The 22,282-nt window shown below is 63.1% G+C and carries 19 protein-coding genes and 1 pseudogene; 15 read left to right on the top strand and 5 right to left on the bottom strand.

Translation table 11 applies throughout. The features are described from left to right. Positions 1-18: 18 nt before the first annotated feature. The 3 genes from choV to LB543_RS16450 form a co-directional block, all read right to left on the bottom strand. Complete coding sequence (gene choV / locus LB543_RS16460) at positions 19-1,200, bottom strand: choline ABC transporter ATP-binding protein (RefSeq protein WP_027143396.1); 1,182 nt, start codon at positions 1,198-1,200, stop codon at positions 19-21. Beyond that, positions 1,197-2,051 carry a choline ABC transporter permease subunit gene (gene choW / locus LB543_RS16455; protein WP_224595685.1) on the bottom strand — a complete coding sequence of 285 codons (855 nt, stop codon included), beginning with the start codon at positions 2,049-2,051 and terminating at the stop codon, positions 1,197-1,199. Before choW ends, choV begins: the two co-directional genes overlap by 4 nt. A 134-nt stretch (positions 2,052-2,185) precedes the next feature. After that, positions 2,186-3,121 carry a choline ABC transporter substrate-binding protein gene (locus LB543_RS16450; protein WP_140810420.1) on the bottom strand — a complete coding sequence of 312 codons (936 nt, stop codon included), beginning with the start codon at positions 3,119-3,121 and terminating at the stop codon, positions 2,186-2,188. A 403-nt stretch (positions 3,122-3,524) separates the two neighbouring features. Between LB543_RS16450 and LB543_RS16445 the strand changes: the two genes are divergently transcribed. The 9 genes from LB543_RS16445 (at position 3,525) to LB543_RS16405 (ending at position 14,236) form a co-directional block, all read left to right on the top strand. Then, positions 3,525-4,136, top strand: coding sequence for a thymidine kinase (locus LB543_RS16445; RefSeq protein ID WP_140758506.1), 612 nt, complete (start codon positions 3,525-3,527; stop codon positions 4,134-4,136). Positions 4,137-4,265: 129 nt separating this feature from the next. After that, positions 4,266-4,655, top strand: a complete 390-nt coding sequence (locus LB543_RS16440; protein ID WP_224614799.1) for a c-type cytochrome — start codon at positions 4,266-4,268, stop codon at positions 4,653-4,655. A gap of 318 nt (positions 4,656-4,973) precedes the next feature. Then, positions 4,974-6,062, top strand: coding sequence for a hypothetical protein (locus LB543_RS16435; RefSeq protein WP_224614798.1), 1,089 nt, complete (start codon positions 4,974-4,976; stop codon positions 6,060-6,062). A gap of 40 nt (positions 6,063-6,102) precedes the next feature. Continuing rightward, positions 6,103-7,245, top strand: coding sequence for a hypothetical protein (locus tag LB543_RS16430; RefSeq protein WP_140810425.1), 1,143 nt, complete (start codon positions 6,103-6,105; stop codon positions 7,243-7,245). Between the two features lie 24 nt (positions 7,246-7,269). Further along, positions 7,270-9,180 carry an AAA family ATPase gene (locus tag LB543_RS16425; RefSeq protein WP_224614797.1) on the top strand — a complete coding sequence of 637 codons (1,911 nt, stop codon included), beginning with the start codon at positions 7,270-7,272 and terminating at the stop codon, positions 9,178-9,180. Between the two features lie 69 nt (positions 9,181-9,249). After that, positions 9,250-9,657 (top strand): endonuclease domain-containing protein, encoded by a 408-nt coding sequence (locus LB543_RS16420; RefSeq protein ID WP_140758511.1) that lies wholly within the window; start codon positions 9,250-9,252, stop codon positions 9,655-9,657. A gap of 67 nt (positions 9,658-9,724) precedes the next feature. Then, entirely contained in the window at positions 9,725-11,023 is a 1,299-nt protein-coding gene (locus tag LB543_RS16415; RefSeq protein WP_224614796.1) for a DUF6638 family protein, read from the top strand. A 103-nt stretch (positions 11,024-11,126) separates the two neighbouring features. Beyond that, a complete protein-coding gene (locus LB543_RS16410; RefSeq protein WP_140758513.1) occupies positions 11,127-12,245 on the top strand; it encodes a DUF2333 family protein in 1,119 nt (372 codons plus the stop codon). Positions 12,246-12,556: 311 nt separating this feature from the next. Continuing rightward, positions 12,557-14,236 (top strand): formate--tetrahydrofolate ligase, encoded by a 1,680-nt coding sequence (locus LB543_RS16405; protein WP_140758514.1) that lies wholly within the window; start codon positions 12,557-12,559, stop codon positions 14,234-14,236. A 67-nt stretch (positions 14,237-14,303) separates the two neighbouring features. Here the strand turns inward: LB543_RS16405 and LB543_RS16400 are convergent, their stop codons facing one another. After that, positions 14,304-14,948, bottom strand: coding sequence for a cysteine hydrolase family protein (locus LB543_RS16400; RefSeq protein ID WP_224614795.1), 645 nt, complete (start codon positions 14,946-14,948; stop codon positions 14,304-14,306). A 125-nt stretch (positions 14,949-15,073) separates the two neighbouring features. On the opposite strand from LB543_RS16400, the gene LB543_RS16395 reads away from it, so the two are divergent. After that, positions 15,074-16,102 carry a GlxA family transcriptional regulator gene (locus LB543_RS16395; RefSeq protein ID WP_224614794.1) on the top strand — a complete coding sequence of 343 codons (1,029 nt, stop codon included), beginning with the start codon at positions 15,074-15,076 and terminating at the stop codon, positions 16,100-16,102. On the opposite strand, the gene LB543_RS16390 is transcribed toward LB543_RS16395, so the two are convergent. Then, complete coding sequence (locus LB543_RS16390) at positions 16,089-16,646, bottom strand: sugar O-acetyltransferase (RefSeq protein WP_224614793.1); 558 nt, start codon at positions 16,644-16,646, stop codon at positions 16,089-16,091. The genes LB543_RS16395 and LB543_RS16390 overlap by 14 nt on opposite strands. A 241-nt stretch (positions 16,647-16,887) precedes the next feature. Between LB543_RS16390 and LB543_RS16385 the strand changes: the two are divergent. The 5 genes and pseudogenes from LB543_RS16385 to LB543_RS16365 all read left to right on the top strand — a co-directional run bounded on the left by LB543_RS16385 (position 16,888) and on the right by LB543_RS16365 (position 22,067). After that, positions 16,888-17,531: pseudogene (locus LB543_RS16385) on the top strand (glutathione S-transferase family protein). 118 nt (positions 17,532-17,649) lie between these two features. After that, entirely contained in the window at positions 17,650-18,111 is a 462-nt protein-coding gene (locus LB543_RS16380; RefSeq protein WP_224614792.1) for a DUF4126 domain-containing protein, read from the top strand. Next, positions 18,108-19,484, top strand: coding sequence for an FAD-containing oxidoreductase (locus LB543_RS16375; protein WP_224614791.1), 1,377 nt, complete (start codon positions 18,108-18,110; stop codon positions 19,482-19,484). Before LB543_RS16380 ends, LB543_RS16375 begins: the two co-directional genes overlap by 4 nt. A 172-nt stretch (positions 19,485-19,656) precedes the next feature. Beyond that, positions 19,657-20,835 (top strand): MFS transporter, encoded by a 1,179-nt coding sequence (locus LB543_RS16370; protein ID WP_224614790.1) that lies wholly within the window; start codon positions 19,657-19,659, stop codon positions 20,833-20,835. A 176-nt stretch (positions 20,836-21,011) separates the two neighbouring features. Next, on the top strand, positions 21,012-22,067 hold the full coding sequence (locus tag LB543_RS16365; RefSeq protein ID WP_224614789.1) for a succinylglutamate desuccinylase/aspartoacylase family protein: 1,056 nt from the start codon (positions 21,012-21,014) through the stop codon (positions 22,065-22,067). The last annotated feature ends 215 nt before the right edge of the window (positions 22,068-22,282 follow it).

The following is a 22,282-nucleotide window of genomic DNA, read 5'->3' as shown; positions in this document are numbered from 1 at the left end:
CCCGGTTGACGTCGCCGGCTACCGCCGCAGTACCGCGCTCAACACGTCGCGAATACCGATTGCGCCGACGAAGCGCGACTGGTCGTCGAACAGCGCCACGGGTGCGGTCTGCGAGCGGTGCATGGCCAGCATCACGGTCTTCAGCGAGGTGCCGGGATTGGCCCAGAACACCTGCGCCAACTCTTCCGGCTGGCCCTCGACATCCGCGCAGGACACCCATACGGCCGGCTTGCCGTCGCGCTCGGCCGCCGCCACCAGCCCGTGCTCGTCGATCTTGAAGCGCGTCGTCTTGCGCCGGTCGAGCCACACCCAGCCATTGTCGCCATGCTCAAGGTCGCGACGGTCGCGCATCACGTTCCAGGCGGTCAGCACCGACAGCGGGTTCACATTGGCGATGAAGTCGCGGACATAGTCGTTGGCGGGCCGCAGCACGATGTCTTCCGGCGCGCCGGTCTGGACGATGCGGCCGCCCTCCATGATGGTGATGTGGCTGCCGATCTTCAGCGCCTCCTCGAGATCGTGGCTGACGAAGATGATGGTTTTCTTCAGCTCCGCCTGCAGTTGCAGAAGCTCGTCCTGCAGCTTGGTGCGGATCAGCGGGTCGAGGGCCGAGAACGGCTCGTCCATCAACAGGATAGGCGCCTCGGTGGCGAAGGCACGCGCCAGGCCGACGCGCTGCTGCATGCCGCCCGAGAGCTCATGCGCGTATTTGTTCGACCATTGGTCGAGGTTGACCAGCTTGAGCTGGCGGTGCACCCGCTCCTTGCGCTCGGCATCCGGCACACCGGCGAGTTCGAGGCCGAGGCCGACATTCTCCTCCACCGTGCGCCATGGCAAGAGGCCGAACTGCTGGAACACCATCGCCACCTGCTTCTGCCGCAGCCGCCGCAAGGTCGGCTCGTCGCAGGTGACGACATCGACCGTGCGGTCGCCGTCCTTGACCAGCACCTGGCCGCGCGACACGACGTTGAGCCGGTTGACCGCCCGAAGCAACGTCGACTTGCCCGAACCCGACAGGCCCATGAGGACGGAAATCTCGCCTTCATGCACGGTCAGGCTGGCTCCGGCGCAACCCAGCACATTGCCGGTCTTCTCGAGGATTTCGGCCCGGGTCGCGCCCTTGTCGATCATCGCCAGCGAACCCGCCTGGTCGGCGCCGAAGACGATATCGACATTCCTGAAATCGACGGCGACGGTCATTTCTTGCCTCCAACGCCAATGCGGGTCATCCGGTCGAGCACGATGGCGAGCACGACGATGGCGAGACCGGCCTCAAGGCCAAGGTCGATGCGGCGCGAACCGAGCGCCCGGTTGATTTCCGTGCCGAGCCCGCCGGCGCCGATCAGCGCGGCGAACACCACCATCGACAGCGACAGCATGATCGACTGCGTCAGGCCCGCCATGATGGTGGGCAGCGCCGAGGGCAGCTCGACCTTCCACAACAGCTGGCTCTTGGTGGCGCCGAAGGCCTCGCCGGCCTCGATGATCGACTTCGGCACCGAGACGACGCCGAGATGGGTCAGCCGGACCGCGGTCGGGATGACGAAGATGATGGTGACGATCAGGCCGGGCGCGTTGCCGAGGCCGAACAGCGTCAGCACCGGGATCAGGTAGACGAAGGTCGGCAGCGTCTGCATCAGGTCGAGCACCGGCAGCATGATGCGGTAGACCTTCGGCTTGTGCGCGGCCCAGATGCCGAGCGGCACGCCGATGGCCATCGCCGCCGCGGCGGCCGCGACAACCAGCACCAGCGTCTGCACGGTCTGTTTCCAGAGATTCTGGTTGATGATGAAGATCAGGCCGAGGAAGACGCCGATGGCGAGCGGCCGCGAACGCTGCAGCAGCCAGGCGATCACGGCGACCACCAGGGCGAGCAGCACCGGCGGCACCATCAGCAGGATATTGACCAGCCCGTCGAGCAGGAAATTGAGGCCATTCGAAAAAGCCCTGAAGACGGTGTCGAAATTGTCGGTGAGGAAGCCGAAGAACGCCTTTCCCCAGGCGCCGATCGGGATCTTGTGATCGACCATGAATTTGGAAATCGGATCCATCTCACCCCTCGTTTGCCAGAGCTCTGCCTTCGGCCCCGTATTGTCGCAACGTCATCTTGTCACAGGATATGGAAAAGGGCAGCCTTTTCCAGCGGCTGCCCTTCTATTTCGGTCACGCCGAAATCAAAGTCGGCTCAGCTCCCGAGCGCGGTCTTGACCGCCGCCGCCGCGTCGCCGCCGTCGAAGGTGGTCACGCCGGCGATCCAGGGCTTGACCGCGTCCGGATTTTTCTTCAGCCAGTCGGTTGCCACCTTATTGGCATCGCTGCCCTTCAGGATGGCGTCCATCATCTGGCCTTCCATATCCAGATTGAACTTCAGGTTGGCGATGAACTTGCCGGCGTTCGGGCACTCGGTCATGTAGCCCTTGCGCACATTGGTCGAGACGGTGGCCGCGCCGAAACCGCTATCGCCCATGCCGTCGAGATAGGTGATCTTCATGGCGCCCATCACCGGATGCGGCGTCCAGCCGAGGAAGGCGATCCACTCATTGTTCTTCATCGACTGCTCGGCCTGCGTCAGCATGCCGGCCTCCGAGGATTCGACCAGTTCGAACCCGTCGAGATTGTCCTTCGGGTTCTTGATCATGTCGAGGATGATGCGATTGCCGTCATTGCCGGCCTCGATGCCGTAGATCTTGCCGTTGAACTTGTCCTTGAACTTGCCGAGGTCGGTAAGCGACTTGACGCCGGCATCCGCCACATAGGTCGGCACGACGATGCCGTAACCGGCGCCGGCCAGGTTCTGGCTGACGGTCTCGACCGAACCGTCGGCCGTGTAATCCTTGATGTCATTGGTCATCGACGGCATCCAGTTGCCGAGGAAAACGTCGAGGTCCTTGTTCTTCAGCGACGCATAGGTCACCGGAACCGACAGCTGGATCACCTGCGGCTCGTAGCCGAGCGCCGTGAGCAGCACGGAGGCCAGCCCGGTGGTGGCCTGGATGTCGGTCCAGCCGACATCGGAAAGACGCACCGCCTTGCAGCTTGCCGGATCGCCGGCGAAGGCGGCACTCGTAGACAGGAAAGCCGCCAAGCCTAGGCCGGCGACGAAGGAATTCATACGCGACATCTGTATTCTCCCATTTCGATTCTTTGGCGAAGCGAAGTTACGGTCTTGTGTCCGCCTTGTTTCGTCAGCCAAACACCATTCTGGAGTGGTTTCAAGCACTAAGACAATCACGATCAACGGCGCAGGCTGGCCAATCAGCGACACCGCTGACGCTTTCCGTGCCAAACCCAAGCGCAATCCGCCTCGGCAACGGCGGCTTTTTCAGGGGAATGCGGCGGCGGCCCCTCCCCGCGCGGCGGCAAGTCGGCTTAAGGTCAGTTTAGATTCAGGTCAGGCCGTGCCGAAAATGGTGGGCACCGAGAACCGGAGCGGAGCGTACTTTGAGTACGCGAGCACCGGAAGCGCAGGAACCGCCTTTTGCAGGCCGGCCTCACCTGAATATGAACAGACCTTAAAGGGCGGCATGGCCAAGCTTTACTTCCACTACGCGACGATGAACGCCGGCAAGACGACCATGCTGTTGCAGGCATCGTACAATTACCGCGAGCGCGGCATGACGACGATGCTGTTCGTCGCCGGCCATTACCGCAAAGGCGACACCGGCCTGATTTCGTCGCGCATCGGGCTGGAGACCGAAGCCGAGATGTTTCGCGACGGCGACGACCTGTTCGCCCGCGTCACCGAGCGTCACCAGCACACGGCGGTGCATTGCATTTTCGTCGACGAGGCGCAATTCCTGGAGGAAGAACAGGTCTGGCAGCTTGCTCGCATCGCCGACCGGCTGAACATCCCTGTCATGTGCTACGGCCTGCGCACCGATTTCCAGGGCAAGCTGTTTCCCGGCTCGCGCGCGCTGCTGGCGATCGCCGACGATCTGCGCGAAGTGCGCACCATCTGCCGCTGCGGCCGCAAGGCGACGATGGTCGTGCGCCTCGGTCCCGACGGCAAGGTGGCCCGCCAGGGCGAACAGGTGGCGATCGGCAAGGACGTCTATGTCTCGCTCTGCCGCCGCCACTGGGAAGAGGAGATGGGCCGCGCGACAGCCGACGACTTCATCGGCTTTGTCGGCGGCTGAAACGAAGGCCCGCTGAACGTCGGCGGAGCAGCCGGCTGCCACCTCTTGCAGTCGCGCCATTCCATGTTGCCTTTGTTAAGGTCGGCGCCCTATTTTCCCGCCCTCAGCCAGAACTCTCCGGGGTCAGCCATGCTTCGAGCCGTCTTGTCCGCCAGCCTTGTTTTGCTTGCTACTTCCGTTGCCGCCCGGGCCGGTGGCGATCCTGTGCTGGGCAAACATGTTTTCAACCGGTGCATGGCCTGCCATGAGGCGGCGACGGACCGCGACAAGGTCGGCCCGCATCTGATGGGCCTCATCGGTCGCACCGCGGGAACCGCCGAAAGCTTCCTCGGCCATTATTCGGATGCCATGAAGAGCGCGGGTGCTGCCGGTCTCGTCTGGGACGAGGCAAATCTTGCCGAATACCTCAGATCGCCCAAGCTGAAAGTGCCGGGCAACAGGATGGCCTTCAGCGGCCTGGGCAATGACGACGACATCGCCAATGTCATTGCGTATCTGAAGGCCGATCCCAAGCCCTGAGCAGACGCCGTCCGGAGTGCGGCGGACCGGCTTGCCCCGCCTGTGGGGCGGCAAGGATCAGTTGTTGTCGAGTTTTCGGAGCCATCCGCCTCGGCGTCGACTGATTGCTTTGCCGGCATGAAAGTTCAAAATCAGTTGAACCAGGCTTGGCCGGCCAATTGATCGCGCCATGACCACGGCTCCATTGCCTTTCAAGGGTTCGGCCGGATATTTGTTTTCGCGACGCGCACTGTCTTCACGTCTTTCAATCCCCTGGTACCCCACATATATTCGCCGCTGTTCGCAACCAGCGAGCGGAAGCCGAAGCGGGAGGGCCCTATGGCGACATTGCAGAATTTCGATGCCGAAATTGCCAGGACCAGGCAGGTCGTCCAGGACATGCGCACCAAGATCGAGCAGTCCGGCACCGTGCTCGACACGCTCGCAACCGCCGACAAGAAGATCGGCGACGCCAATTTCGACATCGAGAACGCCCGCATCGAGGATGTGCTGAAGCAGCAGAAGGTGATGGAAGGCAACATCGCCGACCTGATCATCGGGCTCGAGGACGCCACCAATGTCTTCGGCGCCGAGTTCGAGAGCATGAAGAACTACACCGGCTGGGAAAATTTCGTCGGCGTCTTTTCAGCGCAGCGCAAGCAGCGCATGCGCACCGACCGCGTGCGCAACATGTCGCTCGCCGGCAACCTGCAGGAACTGCTGGCCAAGTCCGACACCATCGTCGGCATATTGAAGGCGCAGAAGGAGGTCCTAGATCAGCGCTACAAGACCTCCGAGGCCAGCCTGTCGCAGGTTATCGAGCGCCGCAAGACCACCATGATCAACCTCGAAACCGTGCAGAAGCGCATCGAGGAGCTCAATCCGATGCTGCTCGACATCGAAAACAGGATCGCCGCGTCGACCAGCCAGAAGGACCGCACGCAGCTCGAGGGCGAACGTTCCAAGCTGGCCACCGAATACAATGAAAAACAGGCCAAGGAGCAGGAACTGCTGGCCGAAAGCCAGACGCTGGAGCGCTACACCTCGATGTTCCAGACCTTTGTCGATTCGCTCAACAACCAGATCGCGGCGCAGTCGACGCTGATCAACAAGCTGACCATCGATACCGAACAGCGTATCGTGCTTTACAAGGCTTTGGAAGATTCCTTGAAGACCGCCGCGCAGCAGGACGTCGCCCACAAGATCAACACGCTGGGCAGCCAGGTCGACAACACGGCCGAGGAAACCATGGCCGGCATCGGCGCCGCCTCGCAAAAGCACATCGGCGACCTCTTGGAGATGCACGAGAAGAACATGGTGGCCAGCGCCGACATCCAGCGCCGCAAGAAGCTCGCCGACGACGCCTTCGCCCGCCGCTTCGACGAGGTGCTGAAGAAGCACAATTCGGCCAACTACGTGCAGTCGTAATTGCCGCGCGCACCGGTGCGACAATAGCAGAGCTGAAAGCATGACCCCCGAAAACGACGCGGCGGCACGGTATTTCTCGGCAATCACGGCCGCGCTCGGCGGCCTTGAAGTGTTCATGCGCGACGACCGCTCGCCGCTTTACCGACACGGCATCGTCGCCAAGATCGTTGCCGAATACATCGCCCGACTCGACAAGTCCTTCTCCTGCTGGCGCAACCGGCTGGGCTTCATGGACACGTTCCGCATTTCGCGCGCCGACAGCGGCTACCCGGTGTTCCAGAACTTGCTCGAACTGGAAAACGACCGCCGCCAGGCAGACAGCCGGCTCGCCAACATTCCCCAGGCCGGCGAACTGCGCGAGGAGATGGCCGACTTCATCCTGCGCCACAAGCAGTTTCCCGAGGCGCTGCAGAAATCGATGGCCGAGCGGCTCTATCTCGAGGACGTCAAGAGCGAGCAGACCTTCGGTCCGTTCACGCTGGCGCAGACTGCCAAGGTGTCGGTCAATCCGAAGACGGCGCGGCCCTATTATCTGGTCCACTGGGCGACCTTCGACGGCAGCGCCAACCTGCCGCTGGTCTACATGGTGACGGTGGAGGATTCCTCGGCAAGCATGGTCAGCCAGCTCGTCGACAAGGACAAGCTCAACGACAAGGTCGATGTTCCCTTGCCTGTCGACGGACTGCTCAATCCGGAGCTGGCCCACCGCTTCGATGATTTCACCGAGAAGAACTCGGCCTATACACTGTCGCCGGCAACGATTGCCGTCAACCTCGACAAGGATTTCCCCGACCTGCATCCAAAGCAGCTGAGGCGCGTGGTGCTCGGTCCTTTCTACTCGGCCGGCGTCACCGAAAACAATTCCGTCGTCGCCGAGGTGCTGGCCAAGGTGCGCAAGCCCGACAATGCCTGGCTGCTGACCTGGACCATTCAAGAGGTTTACTCGAAAGGGGAGAAACCAGGCCGCAAGGGCCTGTGGTCGAGCGAACCGTCGTCCGAGGAATTCTTCATCAACACCGATGATCTCGAGGCCGCGCGCCAGGGCGTGTCGAGCTACGAAAACCACGCGCTGATCCCGCACGAAGCCTACCAGGCGCTCTACGCAGCCGGGGAAGCGCAAAAGATCTTTGCCGGCTACAAGGTTCACATCCTGTCGAATGGGCAGGTGATATCGGATGTCTGACCGCCACACCACGGAGCACCCTTCATGGACACTGGCCTGACCACCATCCCGGAAGCGGCTATCGAAAAGCACCGTGCCACCGCGCAGAGCTTCATCACCCGTATCGTGGTGCTGGAGGATCCCTCGCACGAATCCGGCACGGCGCTTGCCGGCACCAACCGGCGCTTCGTCTCCACCGTCTCGGTCGGCTCGGTGCGCCGCACGCGCGAAGTCGAGCTGTCGAAGACGGTTGCCGCTGTCCATCCCGACGACCAGTTGCTCTCCATCCCGCAGCACACGCTGCTTTTCCGCGCCCGGCGCGGCGCGGCCATTGCGCTTGCCATATCCGACATATTCGCCGAGGGCTCCGATCTCGAAAGCCTGCAGGCGCGGAATGTGCGCGCGCCGCTCGAAGGCGATGACGCCGCGACTTTCAAGAAGCTTCTGTCGGCCTCGGCCTATATCTCGGCCTTCAGCCTTGCCTCCTATGTGTTCCAACTCATCGACAGCGACGGCGAGGCGCCGAACGACATCCCCGAGCCGGACTTCCTCTTCGACACACCCCAGGATGCGGTGAAATCGATCCTGGCCGGCCTCGACAAGGCGATATCGGGCTCGACGGACGATACCGATCTGATGACCCGTGCGCGCGCCTTCGCCCGCGTCGCCATCGACGGCCTCCTAGCGCGAAAAGCCCGCTTCGACGGCATCGGCCCGTTCGAGAACGCCCATATCCGCATCGACGCCGACGACTTCACCCTCGACGGCTTCGACGTCGCGCCGGGCAAGCGCTCCAAGCCGCTGGTGATGACCTTCAAGACGCCGGAAGAGGTCGTCGGCAACCACATCGCCAAATACCAGTCGGTCAAGCTCGCCAAGATGCTGATGGCCTATGATTTCGAGCGTGAGCTGAACCCATTCGTGGAACTCGGCGGCTTCCTGTTCACCTTCATCGGCGACGGCGCGCCCGGCACCGGCAAGACGACACTGATCCAGATGATCGCCGGTCTCGTCAACGGCTATTGCCAGGTCGCCGGCTATCCCTTCGCCTATGAGAATTTCGGCGTCGACCAGATTTCCTCCTACCAGGGCAAGTCGGGCCAGAACTGCCGCCAGTTCATCAACAATGTCTTGAACCCGCGCGTCATCGGCTTCGGCACCATCGACGACATCGACCAGGTGGCCGCTAGACGCTCCGACGATCGCGCCTCGGCGGGCCAGCAGGAGATCACCGGCGTGCTGATGGATGCCTTCGCCGGTGCCGCCACCGTGGTGCGCGGCAATTGCTCGTTCGGCATGTTTTCCAATTATCCCGAGAATGTCGACGACGCGCTGCGCCAGCGCGCCGGCGCCCGCTGGCTGGTCGACGGGCCGCAGACGCGTGACGACTATATCGACATCTTCGTGCTGCTCGCCGGCAAGAACCACGGGATCCCTCTGGGCAAGCACGAGCTCTACGCCGCGCAGGAAATCCAGCGCGCCGTGACCGAAGCCTATGAGGCGCACGAAGAGCCGCAGGAGGACGGGCTGATGCGTGTCTATGAACGCTACATGAAGGAAAACGGCGCGCCCAGGACCATGGCCGACATCGGCACCTACCTGCACCTGATCAAGGACGCCGAACCGCGCTTCACCGGCCGCGCCATCAAGAACGTCACCGACGCCATCAAGATGCGCGCCATGGACATCGAGCTTCCCGACGACTGGTTCGAAAAGCCGGAAGCCTTCATGCACAAGAGCTACGACGACAAGAAAGCGATGATCGAGGAACTGCGCGGCCCGTTCTCGATGGACATGGTCATGCAGGAGATCAACCGTTACGCCGATTCCGAGTTCCGCTATTCCGACAAGTCCGACGACGCCGCGGTCGAAAAACTGCTGCGTGACGCAAGGCTGCGCGAACGCGCTGCGCGTGAGATGGAGGAGATGAAGAAGAAGGGTATGTGGAATGCGTGAGGGGCGCTCTTCTTCCTTCTCCCCGTTCACGGGGAGAAGGTGCCCGAAGGGCGGATGAGGGGCAGCGCCATGCGTGGTGGAAACGAGCCCAAGGTGGCAAGAGCCCGCGAGCTTCGAAAAGTCGACAACGATGCCGAGGAAAAACTGTGGCATGAACTGCGTGGGCGAAGATTGAACGGCCACAAATTCATTCGCCAACTGCCGATCGGTCCATATTTTGCCGACTTCGCCTGCCGCGAAGCCAACCTCGTTGTGGAAGTCGATGGAAGCCAGCATGCAAATCGATCCTCTGATCGATACAGGGATGAGACGATGAACAGGAATGGTTGGTCGGTATTAAGGGTTTGGCACACTGATGTTTTGACCGGCCGTAGGAGCGTACTGGATACGATCGTTGCGGCACTCGATGGTCGGCTGCACAAGAAGATGATTGGCACCGACGTGACGTTTCTGCCCTCGATCTCGGAGACGAGATGATGAGCGTTTGCGCCGCCCCTCATCCGCCCTTCGGGCACCTTCTCCCCGTGAACGGGGAGAAGGCAAGATGAGCAAAAAACCCGACCTCCTTCGCGACAACGAACTCATCTACCGTCGTTTGCTCACCGTCGACGAGGCGCATCTCATCCAGCGTTACAACAAGGCGCTGGCCGCTTTCGGCCTCGAGCCCACCAAGCTGAAGAGCTTCCAGATCGACCGCACCGGCTTTTCGCCCGAAGTGGCCGAGGAGTGTGGCGACTATGACTATCTCGATCCCAATGAGGTCAACCGCCGTTTCATCATCCTGACGCCCTCGCAGATCGACCTGCCGGTGGTGCACACCGCCTTCTCCAACACCTCGCAGTTGATGTTCGAGTTCATGTCCAGGAACCAGCGCGCCATCGACGCGCTGACCATCAAGGACGTCATCTACGGCGAGATCGAGGATTCCGTTCCCAAGGTCAACGACATCGAGGATCTGCTGTCGATCAACCAGGTCGAGTTCAAGGTGCTGTCGGCGGAGGACGTGCTGGGCAAGGCCGCCGAACTCGGCAAGCTCGTCGACCGGCTGAAGCAGGAGCCCGACGCCTGGCGCGACAATGCCATGCTGACCCGCATGGTCGAGCTCGCCAAGGTCTGCGGCGATATCCGCGAGAACGCGCTGGTGCCGGACCAGGTGATCTTCCGCCACAACGCCTATTGGACCAGCCATTTCGGCGGGCTCTACGTCTTTGTCGATCCCGACATGACGACGGTGATCAGCGATCCGGCCGCCCCCGGCTTCCGCCGCTCGCGGCCCTGGCAGGTGAGCTATCTCTCGATCAGGGACGCCGACAAGGTGTTTAAATTCCTGGCCGCCACCGGCCGCGTCGAACTCCCGCGCGCCTCCTGGATCGAGACCTCTGGCTATCTCGAGCACCGTGCCGAAATGGTGGTGCGCGCGCTGATCCGCGACGCCGAGCCGGACCGCAATTTGACAGATGTCGACAAGGTCTGGCTGCAGACCTGGATCCAGAGCCACGCCGACCTGATCACCTCGGACGGGAATTTCCCGTTCCTCAATGCCGCCAAGCGCGAGATCGCCCAGCTCGGCCACCTCAAGATCGACGATGTCATCCCGCAGCAGCGCTTTCTGGTGGTCCGCGCCAGGCCCGACCATCCCGACGCTTGGCTGACCAACCGGCTGATCTCGGATTTCGTGCCGTCGGACTTCGTCTCGCGCTACATCTTCAACAAGGACGGCTTCTACAAGGACTATGACGGCTTCAGCGACGCCTGGCGATCGCATGTTGTGGACGTTCTGAAAACCACATATTTGAAGGACAAGGTGGCGTTTCGCACACGCCTCTACGGCCTGACCGACTAGAACGAAATGAACCGCCATTCCGTTCTAACTTGTTGTTTTGGTGCACGATGTTATCCAAAAAGTCCGCAACTTTTTGGCATCATGTTGAGGGGGTGATACAGCCATGCTCGATCCGATCGTGAATTTCTTCACCCGGATTTTCCAGTGGATCGGCCGCGGCATCGGCCTTGTGATCGGCGTGATCCTGTGGCCCTTCATGTGGGCCGGCCGGTGGTACACACAGCGCGGCTGGATCCTCAAGGCGATAGTCGGCCTTGCCGTCCTGGTGCTCATCGGCCTCTACGCCAACTTCTTCTACGCCACCCAGTGGTGGAACAAGTTCAACCCGAACTACCCGGATACCTATACTTTCGAGAAGCGCAACGTTTCCGCCGGTGAGCAGGTCGCCGCCGGCGCCGGCACCGACACGGCAAAGACCTGCGGCAATTCCGGCATCGCCCAGGTGGCGGCCGACCTGATCGACTTCAACGTCAACCAGAATGCCTGGGTGTCGTCGATGGTCCTCTACAAGCTCGGCCTGTTCGGCATCGACTGGGACAACACGCCATGGATGGACAACAAGGCTTCGTTCCAGCGCGGCATCAATCAGGCGGTGCGGCGCACAGCCACCGAGCTTGCAGACAACCTCGGCCGTGTGCGCACCACCTCGCAGATCGATACCAATCTCCAGGATGCTCGTGGTCAGCTGCAGTACGACGAGTCCATCTGGTATATCAGCCGCAACGGCATGACCGCGACCACGCCCAGCATGTATCGGCGCGCGATGAGCAATCTGCGTTCTTTCAACGCTCGTCTCGCCACCTGCCAGGCGACTTTCGATGCGCGCGCGGACAATCTGAAGCAATATATAGATCGCATCGCCAGCGACATCGGTTCGACATCGGCCATCCTCAAGGAACGCGCCGAGAACCACAACAATGGCTGGTTCGATTTCCGTGCCGACGACCGCTACTGGTTCGCCTATGGCCAGCTCTATGCCTATTACGGCCTGATGAAGGGCGCCCAGGCCGATTTCGAGGACGTCATCAAGGAAAAGCACCTGCAGAGCCTGTGGGACACGATGGACGCGCAGTTCGTGTCGGCCCTGCGTATCCAGCCCTTCATCATCGCCAACGGTCGCGAGGACGGCTGGCTGCTGCCGACCCATCTGACGACGATGGGCTTCTACATCCTGCGGGTGCGCTCCAATATGGTCGAAATCAGCAACGTGCTGACGCAGTAGCGCTGTTCAGTGGCAACCCATGCGATGGCGAATTTGCGCCGTCGCGTCTGTCGCATTCCGTGCATTGTGCGGCTGTTTTGAGACGGCGGAAGCGCCCCTGCTCTGGCTTCTATACGGCGCGGCAAGCGGAGCCAAAAGAACCGGGAACAGGTCGGTCCGCCGCAGAGGAATTTTCTCTATAGGAAACATAGTTGCATGAAAGTTGACGCCGCCGCAGCGACAGGGTTAGATGCCCGCGCGTCCGGCTCCAGCCTTCTTGCGAGTGAGATCAACCCCGTCCCCTCCACCGTCCAATCCAGAGGAACGCCGTCATGGCCGAAGTGAAGTCCGACATCGAGATCGCGCGTGGCGCCAGGAAAAAGCAGATCCAGGAGATCGGCCAGAAGATCGGCATCCCGACCGAGCATCTGCTGCCCTACGGCCACGACAAGGCCAAGATCTCGGCCGAGTTCATCAAGTCGGTGAAGGGAAACAAGGACGGCAAGCTGATCCTGGTCACCGCCATCAACCCGACCCCGGCCGGCGAAGGCAAGACCACCACCACCGTCGGCCTCGGCGACGGTCTCAACCGCATCGGCAAGAAGGCGATCGTCTGCATCCGCGAGGCTTCGCTCGGCCCGAATTTCGGCGTCAAGGGCGGTGCCGCCGGCGGCGGTTACGCACAGGTCGTGCCGATGGAGGACATGAACCTCCATTTCACTGGCGACTTCCACGCCATCACCACCGCCCACAACCTTCTGTCGGCGCTGATCGACAACCACATCTACTGGGGCAATGAGCTCGGCATCGACACCCGCCGCGTCGTGTGGCGCCGCGTCATGGACATGAACGACCGGGCGTTGCGCGAAATCATCAGCTCGCTCGGCGGCGTCGCCAACGGTTTTCCGCGCGAAGCCGGCTTCGACATCACCGTCGCCTCGGAAGTGATGGCGATCCTGTGCCTGTCCACCGACCTGAAGGACCTGGAAAAGCGCCTCGGCGACATCATCGTCGCCTATCGCCGCGACAAGACACCGGTCTTTGCCCGCGACCTCAAGGCCGATGGCGCCATGGCCGTGCTTTTGAAGGACGCCATGCAGCCCAACCTGGTGCAGACGCTGGAGAACAACCCGGCCTTCGTGCATGGCGGTCCGTTCGCCAACATCGCGCATGGCTGCAACTCGGTCGTCGCCACCACGACGGCGCTGAAGCTCGCCGACTATGTCGTCACCGAAGCCGGCTTCGGCGCTGATCTGGGCGCTGAGAAGTTCTTCGACATCAAGTGCCGCAAAGCGGGTCTGAAGCCGGCGGCGGCCGTCATCGTCGCCACCGTTCGGGCCATGAAAATGAATGGCGGCGTCAAGAAGGAAGACCTCGGCAAGGAAAACGTCGAGGCGGTGAAGAAGGGCTGCGCCAATCTCGGCCGCCACATCGAGAACATCCGCCAGTTCGGCGTGCCGGCGGTGGTTGCCATCAACCACTTCTATTCCGACACGGACGCCGAGATCCAGGCGATGAAGGACTATGTCGCCTCGATGGGCGAGGAGGCTATCCTGTGCAAGCACTGGGCCAATGGCTCGGCGGGCATCGAGGAGCTCGCCAACAAGGTGGTGGCGCTTGCCGAATCCGGCGCGTCGCAGTTCGCGCCGCTCTATCCCGACGCGATGCCGCTGTTCGAGAAGATCAACACCATCGTCCAGCGCATCTATCGCGGCTCCGAAGCGATCGCCGACAAGTCGGTGCGCGACCAGTTGCACGCCTGGGAGCAGGCCGGCTACGGCAACCTCCCGGTCTGCATGGCCAAGACCCAGTATTCCTTCTCGACCGATCCGAACCTGCGCGGCGCGCCGACCGGCCACACCGTGCCGGTGCGCGAGGTCAGGCTTTCGGCCGGCGCGGGCTTCGTCGTCATCATCTGCGGCGAGGTCATGACCATGCCTGGCCTGCCAAGCAAGCCGTCGTCGGAGAAGATCTTCCTCAACGAGGCCGGCCAGATCGAAGGCCTGTTCTGATCTTTTGTCCCAACAATCAAGAAAGGGCGCCGCATCGCCGCGGCGCCCTTTCTGTTTGCGGGTCGTCCTACGCAGCGCTGCGCGCCAGCGCCCGCTGGTTGGATGCATGGATCGTGTCGCGTTGCGGCAGTGCGCCGGTCTTCAGACAGTCGACCCACTCGGCGGTCTTGAGCACGGCGGCGAAGCGCGACTGCAGGATTATGCTCACCACGCGATGGATCTCCTCGGCCGAGGCGTAGCCGGCGCTGTTGGCGTAGGGCACCGAACCGGTCGCGTCGGACAGGAACTCGACGGCAAAACCCATATGCACGGCGTGGATGATGGTCGACAGGTCGCAATTATGCGTCATGTAACCGACGACCGCGATCGTATCGACGGCATTGGCGCGCAGCCAGGCCTCCAGATCGGAGCCGGTAAAGGCGCTCGGCAAATTTTTCTCGACATAATGGTCGCGACGACGCCTAGCGATCTCGGGATGCAGTTCGCCGCCATGGCTGCCCTTGGCGAAGATCGGCGAGGTCTCGGGCGCCATCTGCTTGACGACCACCACCTTGATGCCGGCAGCGGCGGCTGCGTCCATGGCGCGCGCCACGTTGACGACGCTGTCGCGGAACGGCGGATACTGGATGGCCAAATTGCCACCGTCATAGTCGTTCTGGACGTCGATGACGACGAGCGCGCGGCGCGGCGCGGTGTTGGCTGGGTCAGACATGATGTTTCCTTTCAGGCTTGAATGCGATGGGCCGAAAATAACGTGGTGGCTTAGGTGCCAACAGTGGCCCGATTGACATCATCCGAAAGAATTGGGACAATCCACCTTCACAGTGGAAACGTCCCATGAGTGCTCCCATCATCGCCGTCCTCGCCTTCGACGGCATCAGCCCGTTCCATCTCTCCGTGCCTTGCCTGGTGTTCGGCGCGGACCGCAGCAACCTCGGCCTGCCACGCTTCGACTTCCGTGTCTGCGGGGTCGAGGAAGGGCTGATCCGGACCGATGCCGGGCTGAGCATCCTGGTCTCGCACGGGCTTGCCGCGCTCGAAGACGCCGATATCGTCATCATCCCGAGTTGGAAGGACCTCGAAGCACCTCTGGCCAAACCGCTCGAGCAAGCGCTCGGTCGCGCCCATCGGCGCGGCGCGCTGATCGTGGGCCTGTGTCTCGGCACCTTTGCCATCGCCGCCGCCGGCCTGCTCTCTGAACGGAAGGCGACCACGCATTGGGCCTATACCGACCGGTTGCGGGCCCTTCATCCCGACATTTCAGTCGACGCGGACGTGCTCTATGTCGATGATGGCGACATCGTCACCTCCGCCGGCGTCGCCGCCGGGCTCGACTGCTGCCTGCACATCGTGCGCGCCCGCTATGGCGCGGAGGCGGCGCTGCGGCTCGCCCGGCACGTCGTGCTTTCGCCGCACCGGCAGGGCGGACAGGCGCAGTTCATCGAGCGCCCGGTGGCAAAAAGCGCCAATGCCGACCGTTTCACCGAGGCGCTCGACGCGGTTCGCGCGGCGCTTGGCGAAACGCACAGCCTCGACAGCGTCGCCGAAGCCGCCGGCCTGACACGGCGCACTTTCACCCGCCGCTTCCAGAAATCGATCGGCACCAGTTTTGGCGACTGGCTGACCAGCCAGCGCATCGAATTGGCGCAGCGGTTGCTGGAAGCCACGGAAAAATCGATGGACGTCGTGGCTTTCGAGGCCGGCTTCGGCAGCGCCACGTCTTTGCGCCAGCACTTTTCCGCGAGACTGAAAACGTCGCCGGCGCAATATCGGCGTGAATTTTCCAGGCGGGCCGATGTCGGCGAGCGCGTGCCACACCTCCCGGCTGCATCGATTGGGCACGCAAGCGCACTCAGCCCCGACTGAGCACCCGCGCCGGATTGCCGACCACGGTCGTGTTCGCCGCCACGTCGCGCGTCACCACGGTCCCGGCGCCGACGATGGCGCCTTCGCCGATGCTGACACCGCCAAGGATGGTCGCGCCGCCGCCGATCCAGGCATTCTCACCGATCGTGACCGGCCTGGCGATCTCCAGTCCCGCCTGCCGCCCTGCCGGCTCCTTGTGGTGTTCGGCGCAATAAATCTGCACATTGGGGCCAAGCAGCGTCCCTTTGCCGATGCGCACCGGCGCGGTGTCGAGAATGGTACAGCCGGCATTGAGAAAGACGCCGTCGCCGAGGAAGAGATTGAAACCGTAGGCACAATGAAACGGCGCCTCGATGCGGACCTCCTCGCCCACGCCGCCCAGCAGTGTCCGCAGGGCTGGCCCGAGGTTCCCGCGTTGACGGGGCGGGAGCGTATTGTGCTCGAACACGGCATCCGCGGCCAAGCCGCGCAACGCGCCAAGATCGTTATCCAGGCATGTATACCATTCGCCGGCCGCCATCTTCGCACGTTCGCTCTGAACCATGGCAGTGCCTCCGTTTGACATCATCGCGAAACAGCGCCGAGGCAAGGACTGACGTGAACCTATAGACCAGGATACGCGGCTTCACGGAATTGGCCACCGTGCCGTCACGACCTTGATCGCAAGCGGGCATTCGCGATCCGCGCCCGGCAACGAAAAAGTTCAAGACCGCTGTCGATTTCCGGGTAACTCATTCGTCCTCGATACGAAGCCGAAGAAATTCGCCCAAGAAGGGAAACGACCGATGACCATCACCATCACGGCATTTGAACGATCGCCCGATGGCGGCAAGGGGCTGGCGCGCGATACCCGCGTTCGCTGGGCGCTCGAAGAGGTGGGCAGCCCTATGAGGTTCGTTTTGTTTCCTTCGCAGGGATGAAAGCGCCCGAACATCTGGCCATCCAACCCTTCGGGCAGATCCCCACCTATGAGGACGGTTCTCTCTCGCTGTTCGAGACCGGCTCGATCGTCTTTCATCTTGCCGAACAGCATGCGGGCCTGCTGCCGAAGGGTCGCAATGCCCGCGCCCGCGCGATCACGTGGATGTTTGCCGCACTGAACACCGTCGAGCCGCCGATCCTCGAATTGACCACGGCAAGGATATTCGAAGTTGACAAGCCCTGGAGCGAGGCGCGCTTGCCGCTGGTAAAGGACCGTGTTCGCGCCCGGCTGGACAGTCTCTCGGCTCACCTGGGTGTCGCCGACTGGCTCGATGGTGCGTTCAGCGCCGGCGATTTCCTGATGGTGTCGGTACTGCTGCGACTGAGAATGTCAGGCATTCTGGACGAATACCAAAACCTGGCCGCCTATGTGGCGCGCGGGGAAGCTCGGCCCGCTTATATCAGGGCTTTCGCCGCGCAATTTGCTGTCAACGCTCCAGCCAACTGAAGCATTGGCTCTTACTCGCCTCAATCCCCTGTGCGTGAGTCTACGGCCTAGCCAAATATCCGGCCTATGGTAGCCTGCCGTTTCAGGGCTGTTCCGGCTCGGGATCGAGGGGGCGACCATGCTCTACATTCTTGCACTCCTGATCGGCGTCATAGCCGGCCTGCGCGCCATGACGGCACCTGCCGCCGTCGCCTGGGGTGCCTATCTCGGCTGGCTGCCGGTTGCCGGCACCTGGGCGAGCTTCATGAGCCATTGGGCCGCTGTCGGCATCTTCACCATCCTGGCCATCGTCGAACTGGTCACCGACCAGCTGCCGTCGACGCCAAGCCGTAAAGTGCCGCAGCAGTTCGGCGGCCGCATCCTGCTCGGCGCGTTCTCTGGCGCGGTGCTCGGCGCGGCCGGCGGCGCCACCATCGTCTGCCTGATCGCCGGCGCCATCGGCGCGGTCATCGGCACGTTGGGTGGTGCCGAAGCGCGCAGCCGGCTGGCGGCAGCTTTCGGCAAGGACCCGCCCGCTGCCTTCATCGAGGACGCGGTGGCGATCGTCGGCGGCCTGCTGATCGTGGCGGCGACGGCATGACTGCGAAAACCTTCGACGCCATCATCATCGGCGCTGGTCAGGCAGGGCCGCCCTTGGCGGGCCGCCTGACGGCCGCGGGCATGAGCGTGGCGCTGATCGAGCGCAAGCTGGTCGGCGGCACCTGCGTCAACACCGGCTGCATGCCGACCAAGGCCATGGTCGCCAGCGCCTATGCCGCGCATCTGGCGCGGCGCGCCGCCGACTATGGCGTGACGCTCCCAGGCCCCGTGGGGGTCGATTATCCCCGGATCAAAGCGCGCAAGGACAAGGTTACCAACGACGCCCGTGGCAATCTGGAGACATGGATCGCCGGTATGAAAGGCTGCACGCTCTATCGCGGCCATGCACGCTTCGTATCCGCCAATACGGTGCGCGTCGGCGACGACCTTTTGACCGCCGAAAAGATCTTCCTCAATACGGGCGGCCGCGCCTCGGTGCCGGATCTGCCCGGCATCCGCGACATCGACTATCTGACCAATTCCTCGATGATGGATCTCGACGTTTTGCCGCGCCACCTCGTCGTCGTCGGCGGCAGCTACGTCTCGCTCGAATTCGCGCAGATGTTCCGCCGCTTCGGCTCGGAAGTCACCGTCATCGAAAAGGGCCCGCGCCTGACCGGCCGTGAGGACGAGGACGTCTCGGCCGCCATCCTGTCGATCCTCGAAAACGAAGGCATCGCGGTCCATGTCGGCGCCGACAACATCGGCTTCGCCAAACACGGTGGGGATATTGCCGTGACCTTCTCCGTCGGCAAGCCGCCCGCGATCGGATCGCATGTGCTGCTGGCGCTGGGCCGAACGCTCAACACCGATGATCTCGGTCTCGACAAGGCGGGCGTCGAGGTCGACGGACGCGGCGCGATTGTCGTCGACGACCAGTTGCGCACAAGCGTGCCAGGCATCTGGGCGATGGGCGACTGCAACGGCAAGGGCGCCTTCACCCACACCTCCTACAACGACTATGAGATCGTCGCCGCCAATCTGCTCGACAATGATCCGCGCAAGGTCAGCGACCGCATCGAGGCCTACGCGCTCTACATCGACCCGCCACTCGGCCGTTGCGGCATGACCGAGGCCGCTGTGAGGAAATCCGGACGTCGCGCCCTGGTCGGCCAGCGACCGATGACCCGCGTCGGCCGCGCCGTCGAAAAGGGCGAGACGCAGGGTTTCATGAAGATCCTCGTCGATGCCGACAGCAGGGAAATCCTCGGCTGCTCGGTGCTCGGCCCCAGCGGCGACGAGGCAGTGCATTGCGTGCTCGACCTGATGTACGCCAAGGCGCCGGTCGACACGCTGGCGCGCGCGATGCACATCCATCCGACGGTTTCTGAGCTGCTGCCGACGATAGCCCAGGAAGTGAAGCCGCTGGCCTGAGACAGGAGTGGTTCGGCGTTGGTAGAATCGCCGAGCCGCCCTACGGACGCCCCGGCGCTCGTTTCCAATGCGCTCCACGATTTCTGCATTGCTGCATTGCGGCAATGTCTGTTGCGCCCAGCAGCGATCCTCGCGCAGTCTCCAGATTGAACCGATTCAGTCTGGACCTCCCATGCCTTTGCCGATCCTTGCGCTTGCCATTGCGTCCTTCTGCATCGGCACTACCGAATTCGTCATCATGGGCCTGCTGCCGGAGGTCGCGGCCGATCTCGGCGTGACGATCCCCGCCGCCGGCCTGCTGGTCACCGGCTACGCACTGGGCGTCGTCTTCGGCGCGCCCATCGTTGCGATGGCCACCGCGCATTTGCCGCGCAAGCCCGTGCTGGTCGGGCTTGCCGCGCTCTTCGTCGTTGGCAATCTCTTCTGCGCCATCGCGCCCAATTACTGGCTGCTGATGGCTGCGCGCGTCTTCACCGCTTTCGGCCACGGCGCCTTTTTCGGCATCGGCTCGGTCGTCGCCGCAAGCCTGGTGCCCCGCAACAAGCGCGCCAGTGCCATCGCGCTGATGTTCGCCGGCCTGACGCTCGCCAACATTCTCGGCGTTCCGGCCGGCACCGCACTCGGCGAAGCCTTCGGCTGGCGGGCCACCTTCCTGGCCGTGGTCGGCATCGGCCTGATCTCGGTCGCGGCCATCGCCTGGCTGGTGCCGTCGGATGTGACCGAGCCGAGCGGCGGCGGTCTGCGCGCCGAAGTCCGCGTGCTCGGCAAGTTGCAGGTGTGGCTGGCGATGCTGATCGCTGCGCTGACCTCGGCCAGTCTGTTCGCCGTTTTCACCTATATCAAACCCTACCTCACCGACGTGTCGGGCCTGTCGACCGCGGCGGTCACCTGGGTGCTTTTGCTGTTCGGCGCCGGCATGACCATCGGCAACATCATCGGCGGTAGGCTGGCGGACTGGAAACTGATGCCGACAGTGATAGCCACCTTGCTGCTGATGGCCCTGCTGTTCGTCGGCTTCATGCAGTTCGGCGCGATCGCCAGCGTTGCCATCGGCATCGTCTTCCTGTGGGGTCTGCTCATCTTCGTCGTCGTGCCGCCGCTGCAGATCCGTGTCGTCGAGGCGGCTTCCGAAGGACCGAACCTTGCCGCCACGCTGAACCAGGGCGCCTTCAACGTCGGCAATGCCGGCGGCGCCTGGATCGGCGGCGTGGCGCTGTCATCAGGCGTTTCCTATGCCAATTTGCCGCTGGTCGGCGCGGTGCTCGCCCTGATTGCGGTTACTGTTGCGGTGCTGTCGCAGGCGCTGGACCGGCGCGCGCCCATCGCCGCCCTCCAGCCTGCCGCCGAGTAGCTGCCTGTCGCCCAAAAGCATGCCCACGGGCTTGACCCGAGGCTGCGCAGCGGCTTTGGGACAACGACATGCACCAAGGCAAAAGACTGTTATTGCGCCCATGGCGCGGCGGGCTGGACCAATCGACATCGGCACCCTCCAATGGGCATGTCTTCTCGGTCTTGAAGGAGGACGTCATGCAGAAATCGATTGAACGCATCGCCGGGGACAGCGAAGGCGTTTCCTACGAATTCCCGGTGTTCCGCTTCGCCGGTGCCGACAAGGCAGCGCCTTCGGCCTATCTGCAGGCGGCACTCCATGCCGGCGAATTGCCTGGCGTCGTCGCCATCGATGCATTGATGCCGAGGCTGAACAAGGCCGAGGCCGAAGGCCGCATCAGGGGCAACCTCACCATCGTGCCCTGGGTCAACCCGATCGGCCGCGCGCAATATCATTTCGGCGAGCACCAGGGCCGCTTTCATCTGGGCACCCGCACCAACTTCAATCGCGGCTTTCCGCTGCTTGCCGCGCCCGATACCAGGCTTCTGCCGGACGCCACTTTTGGCGGCGCCGACCAGCGGCTGAAGTCGCTGCTGGTGCATCTCTCGCTCGGCCATGACATCGTGCTCGATCTGCATTGCGACGACGAGGGCCTTGCCTATCTCTACGTCCACACCAGCCTGTGGCCTGGAATGGCCGATTGCGCCGCCGCCATGGGCGTCGATGCCGTGGTGCTGTGGAGCGAGGACACCGACGGCACCTTCGAGGGCGCCTCGATCATGCCCTACCAGAACGCCGCCGCCGACATCGCGAAGTTCGACAGGCGCGTCGCCACCACGGTCGAATATCGCGGCATCCTCGATGTCGACGGCGCGCTTGCCTCGGCCGACGCGGCAGGCCTCTACCGGCTGCTGGCGGCGCGGGGCGTGATATCCGACAGCGCCCTGCCCGCACCCGGCCCGTTCAAGGGTGTCGCGGCACCTCTGGAAAACATCGATATGATGCCGGCACCACGGGGCGGCGCGGTCCTTTACGACGTCAAGCCCGGCGACCGCGTCACCCGGGGCGCTCGTCTCGCCACCATTGTCCACGCTCCGGGCGAAGCCGATGGCCGCACCGAAGTGTTCGCGCCGCAGGACGGCATCATCCTGACCCGCCGCTCGCGCCGCATCATCCGCGCCGGCGAAGACCTGTTGAAACTGGTCGGCGACCGGAAGAGCAGCGATGCCAGGTCGGGCACGCTGGAGGATTAGACTCCGTCGAATCCAGTTGCGCGGCCGCCCGATCGCCGCTAAGGGAATCGCCATGAACATGCGTTCGACCAAGACCATTTGGTGGTGGGCCTGCTGACAGCGGCCTGTTCGAACGCGTGCGCGTGAAAATAGAGGGTGGCCGCAACGGAATGTCCGGGCGGCCATTTGTTTTTCAAAGCCATTCCCGGGTCCGTTGCCCAAGTAGCTGGTGGAGA

It is taken from the genome of Mesorhizobium sp. ESP7-2 (assembly GCF_020164715.1).
Lineage (GTDB): Bacteria > Pseudomonadota > Alphaproteobacteria > Rhizobiales > Rhizobiaceae > Mesorhizobium.
The sequence above is the reverse complement of the archived record's forward strand: the minus strand, read 5'-3'. Positions and strand labels throughout refer to the sequence as shown.

What these genes read in the sequence shown, in the direction of transcription:
- choV (WP_027143396.1), bottom strand. Translation starts at nt 1,200, where the DNA reads ATGACCGTCGCCGTCGATTTCAGGAATGTCGATATCGTCTTCGGCGCC.
- choW (WP_224595685.1), bottom strand. Translation starts at nt 2,051, where the DNA reads ATGGATCCGATTTCCAAATTCATGGTCGATCACAAGATCCCGATCGGC.
- LB543_RS16450 (WP_140810420.1), bottom strand. Translation starts at nt 3,121, where the DNA reads ATGTCGCGTATGAATTCCTTCGTCGCCGGCCTAGGCTTGGCGGCTTTC.
- LB543_RS16445 (WP_140758506.1), top strand. Translation starts at nt 3,525, where the DNA reads ATGGCCAAGCTTTACTTCCACTACGCGACGATGAACGCCGGCAAGACG.
- LB543_RS16440 (WP_224614799.1), top strand. Translation starts at nt 4,266, where the DNA reads ATGCTTCGAGCCGTCTTGTCCGCCAGCCTTGTTTTGCTTGCTACTTCC.
- LB543_RS16435 (WP_224614798.1), top strand. Translation starts at nt 4,974, where the DNA reads ATGGCGACATTGCAGAATTTCGATGCCGAAATTGCCAGGACCAGGCAG.
- LB543_RS16430 (WP_140810425.1), top strand. Translation starts at nt 6,103, where the DNA reads ATGACCCCCGAAAACGACGCGGCGGCACGGTATTTCTCGGCAATCACG.
- LB543_RS16425 (WP_224614797.1), top strand. Translation starts at nt 7,270, where the DNA reads ATGGACACTGGCCTGACCACCATCCCGGAAGCGGCTATCGAAAAGCAC.
- LB543_RS16420 (WP_140758511.1), top strand. Translation starts at nt 9,250, where the DNA reads ATGCGTGGTGGAAACGAGCCCAAGGTGGCAAGAGCCCGCGAGCTTCGA.
- LB543_RS16415 (WP_224614796.1), top strand. Translation starts at nt 9,725, where the DNA reads ATGAGCAAAAAACCCGACCTCCTTCGCGACAACGAACTCATCTACCGT.
- LB543_RS16410 (WP_140758513.1), top strand. Translation starts at nt 11,127, where the DNA reads ATGCTCGATCCGATCGTGAATTTCTTCACCCGGATTTTCCAGTGGATC.
- LB543_RS16405 (WP_140758514.1), top strand. Translation starts at nt 12,557, where the DNA reads ATGGCCGAAGTGAAGTCCGACATCGAGATCGCGCGTGGCGCCAGGAAA.
- LB543_RS16400 (WP_224614795.1), bottom strand. Translation starts at nt 14,948, where the DNA reads ATGTCTGACCCAGCCAACACCGCGCCGCGCCGCGCGCTCGTCGTCATC.
- LB543_RS16395 (WP_224614794.1), top strand. Translation starts at nt 15,074, where the DNA reads ATGAGTGCTCCCATCATCGCCGTCCTCGCCTTCGACGGCATCAGCCCG.
- LB543_RS16390 (WP_224614793.1), bottom strand. Translation starts at nt 16,646, where the DNA reads ATGGTTCAGAGCGAACGTGCGAAGATGGCGGCCGGCGAATGGTATACA.
- LB543_RS16380 (WP_224614792.1), top strand. Translation starts at nt 17,650, where the DNA reads ATGCTCTACATTCTTGCACTCCTGATCGGCGTCATAGCCGGCCTGCGC.
- LB543_RS16375 (WP_224614791.1), top strand. Translation starts at nt 18,108, where the DNA reads ATGACTGCGAAAACCTTCGACGCCATCATCATCGGCGCTGGTCAGGCA.
- LB543_RS16370 (WP_224614790.1), top strand. Translation starts at nt 19,657, where the DNA reads ATGCCTTTGCCGATCCTTGCGCTTGCCATTGCGTCCTTCTGCATCGGC.
- LB543_RS16365 (WP_224614789.1), top strand. Translation starts at nt 21,012, where the DNA reads ATGCAGAAATCGATTGAACGCATCGCCGGGGACAGCGAAGGCGTTTCC.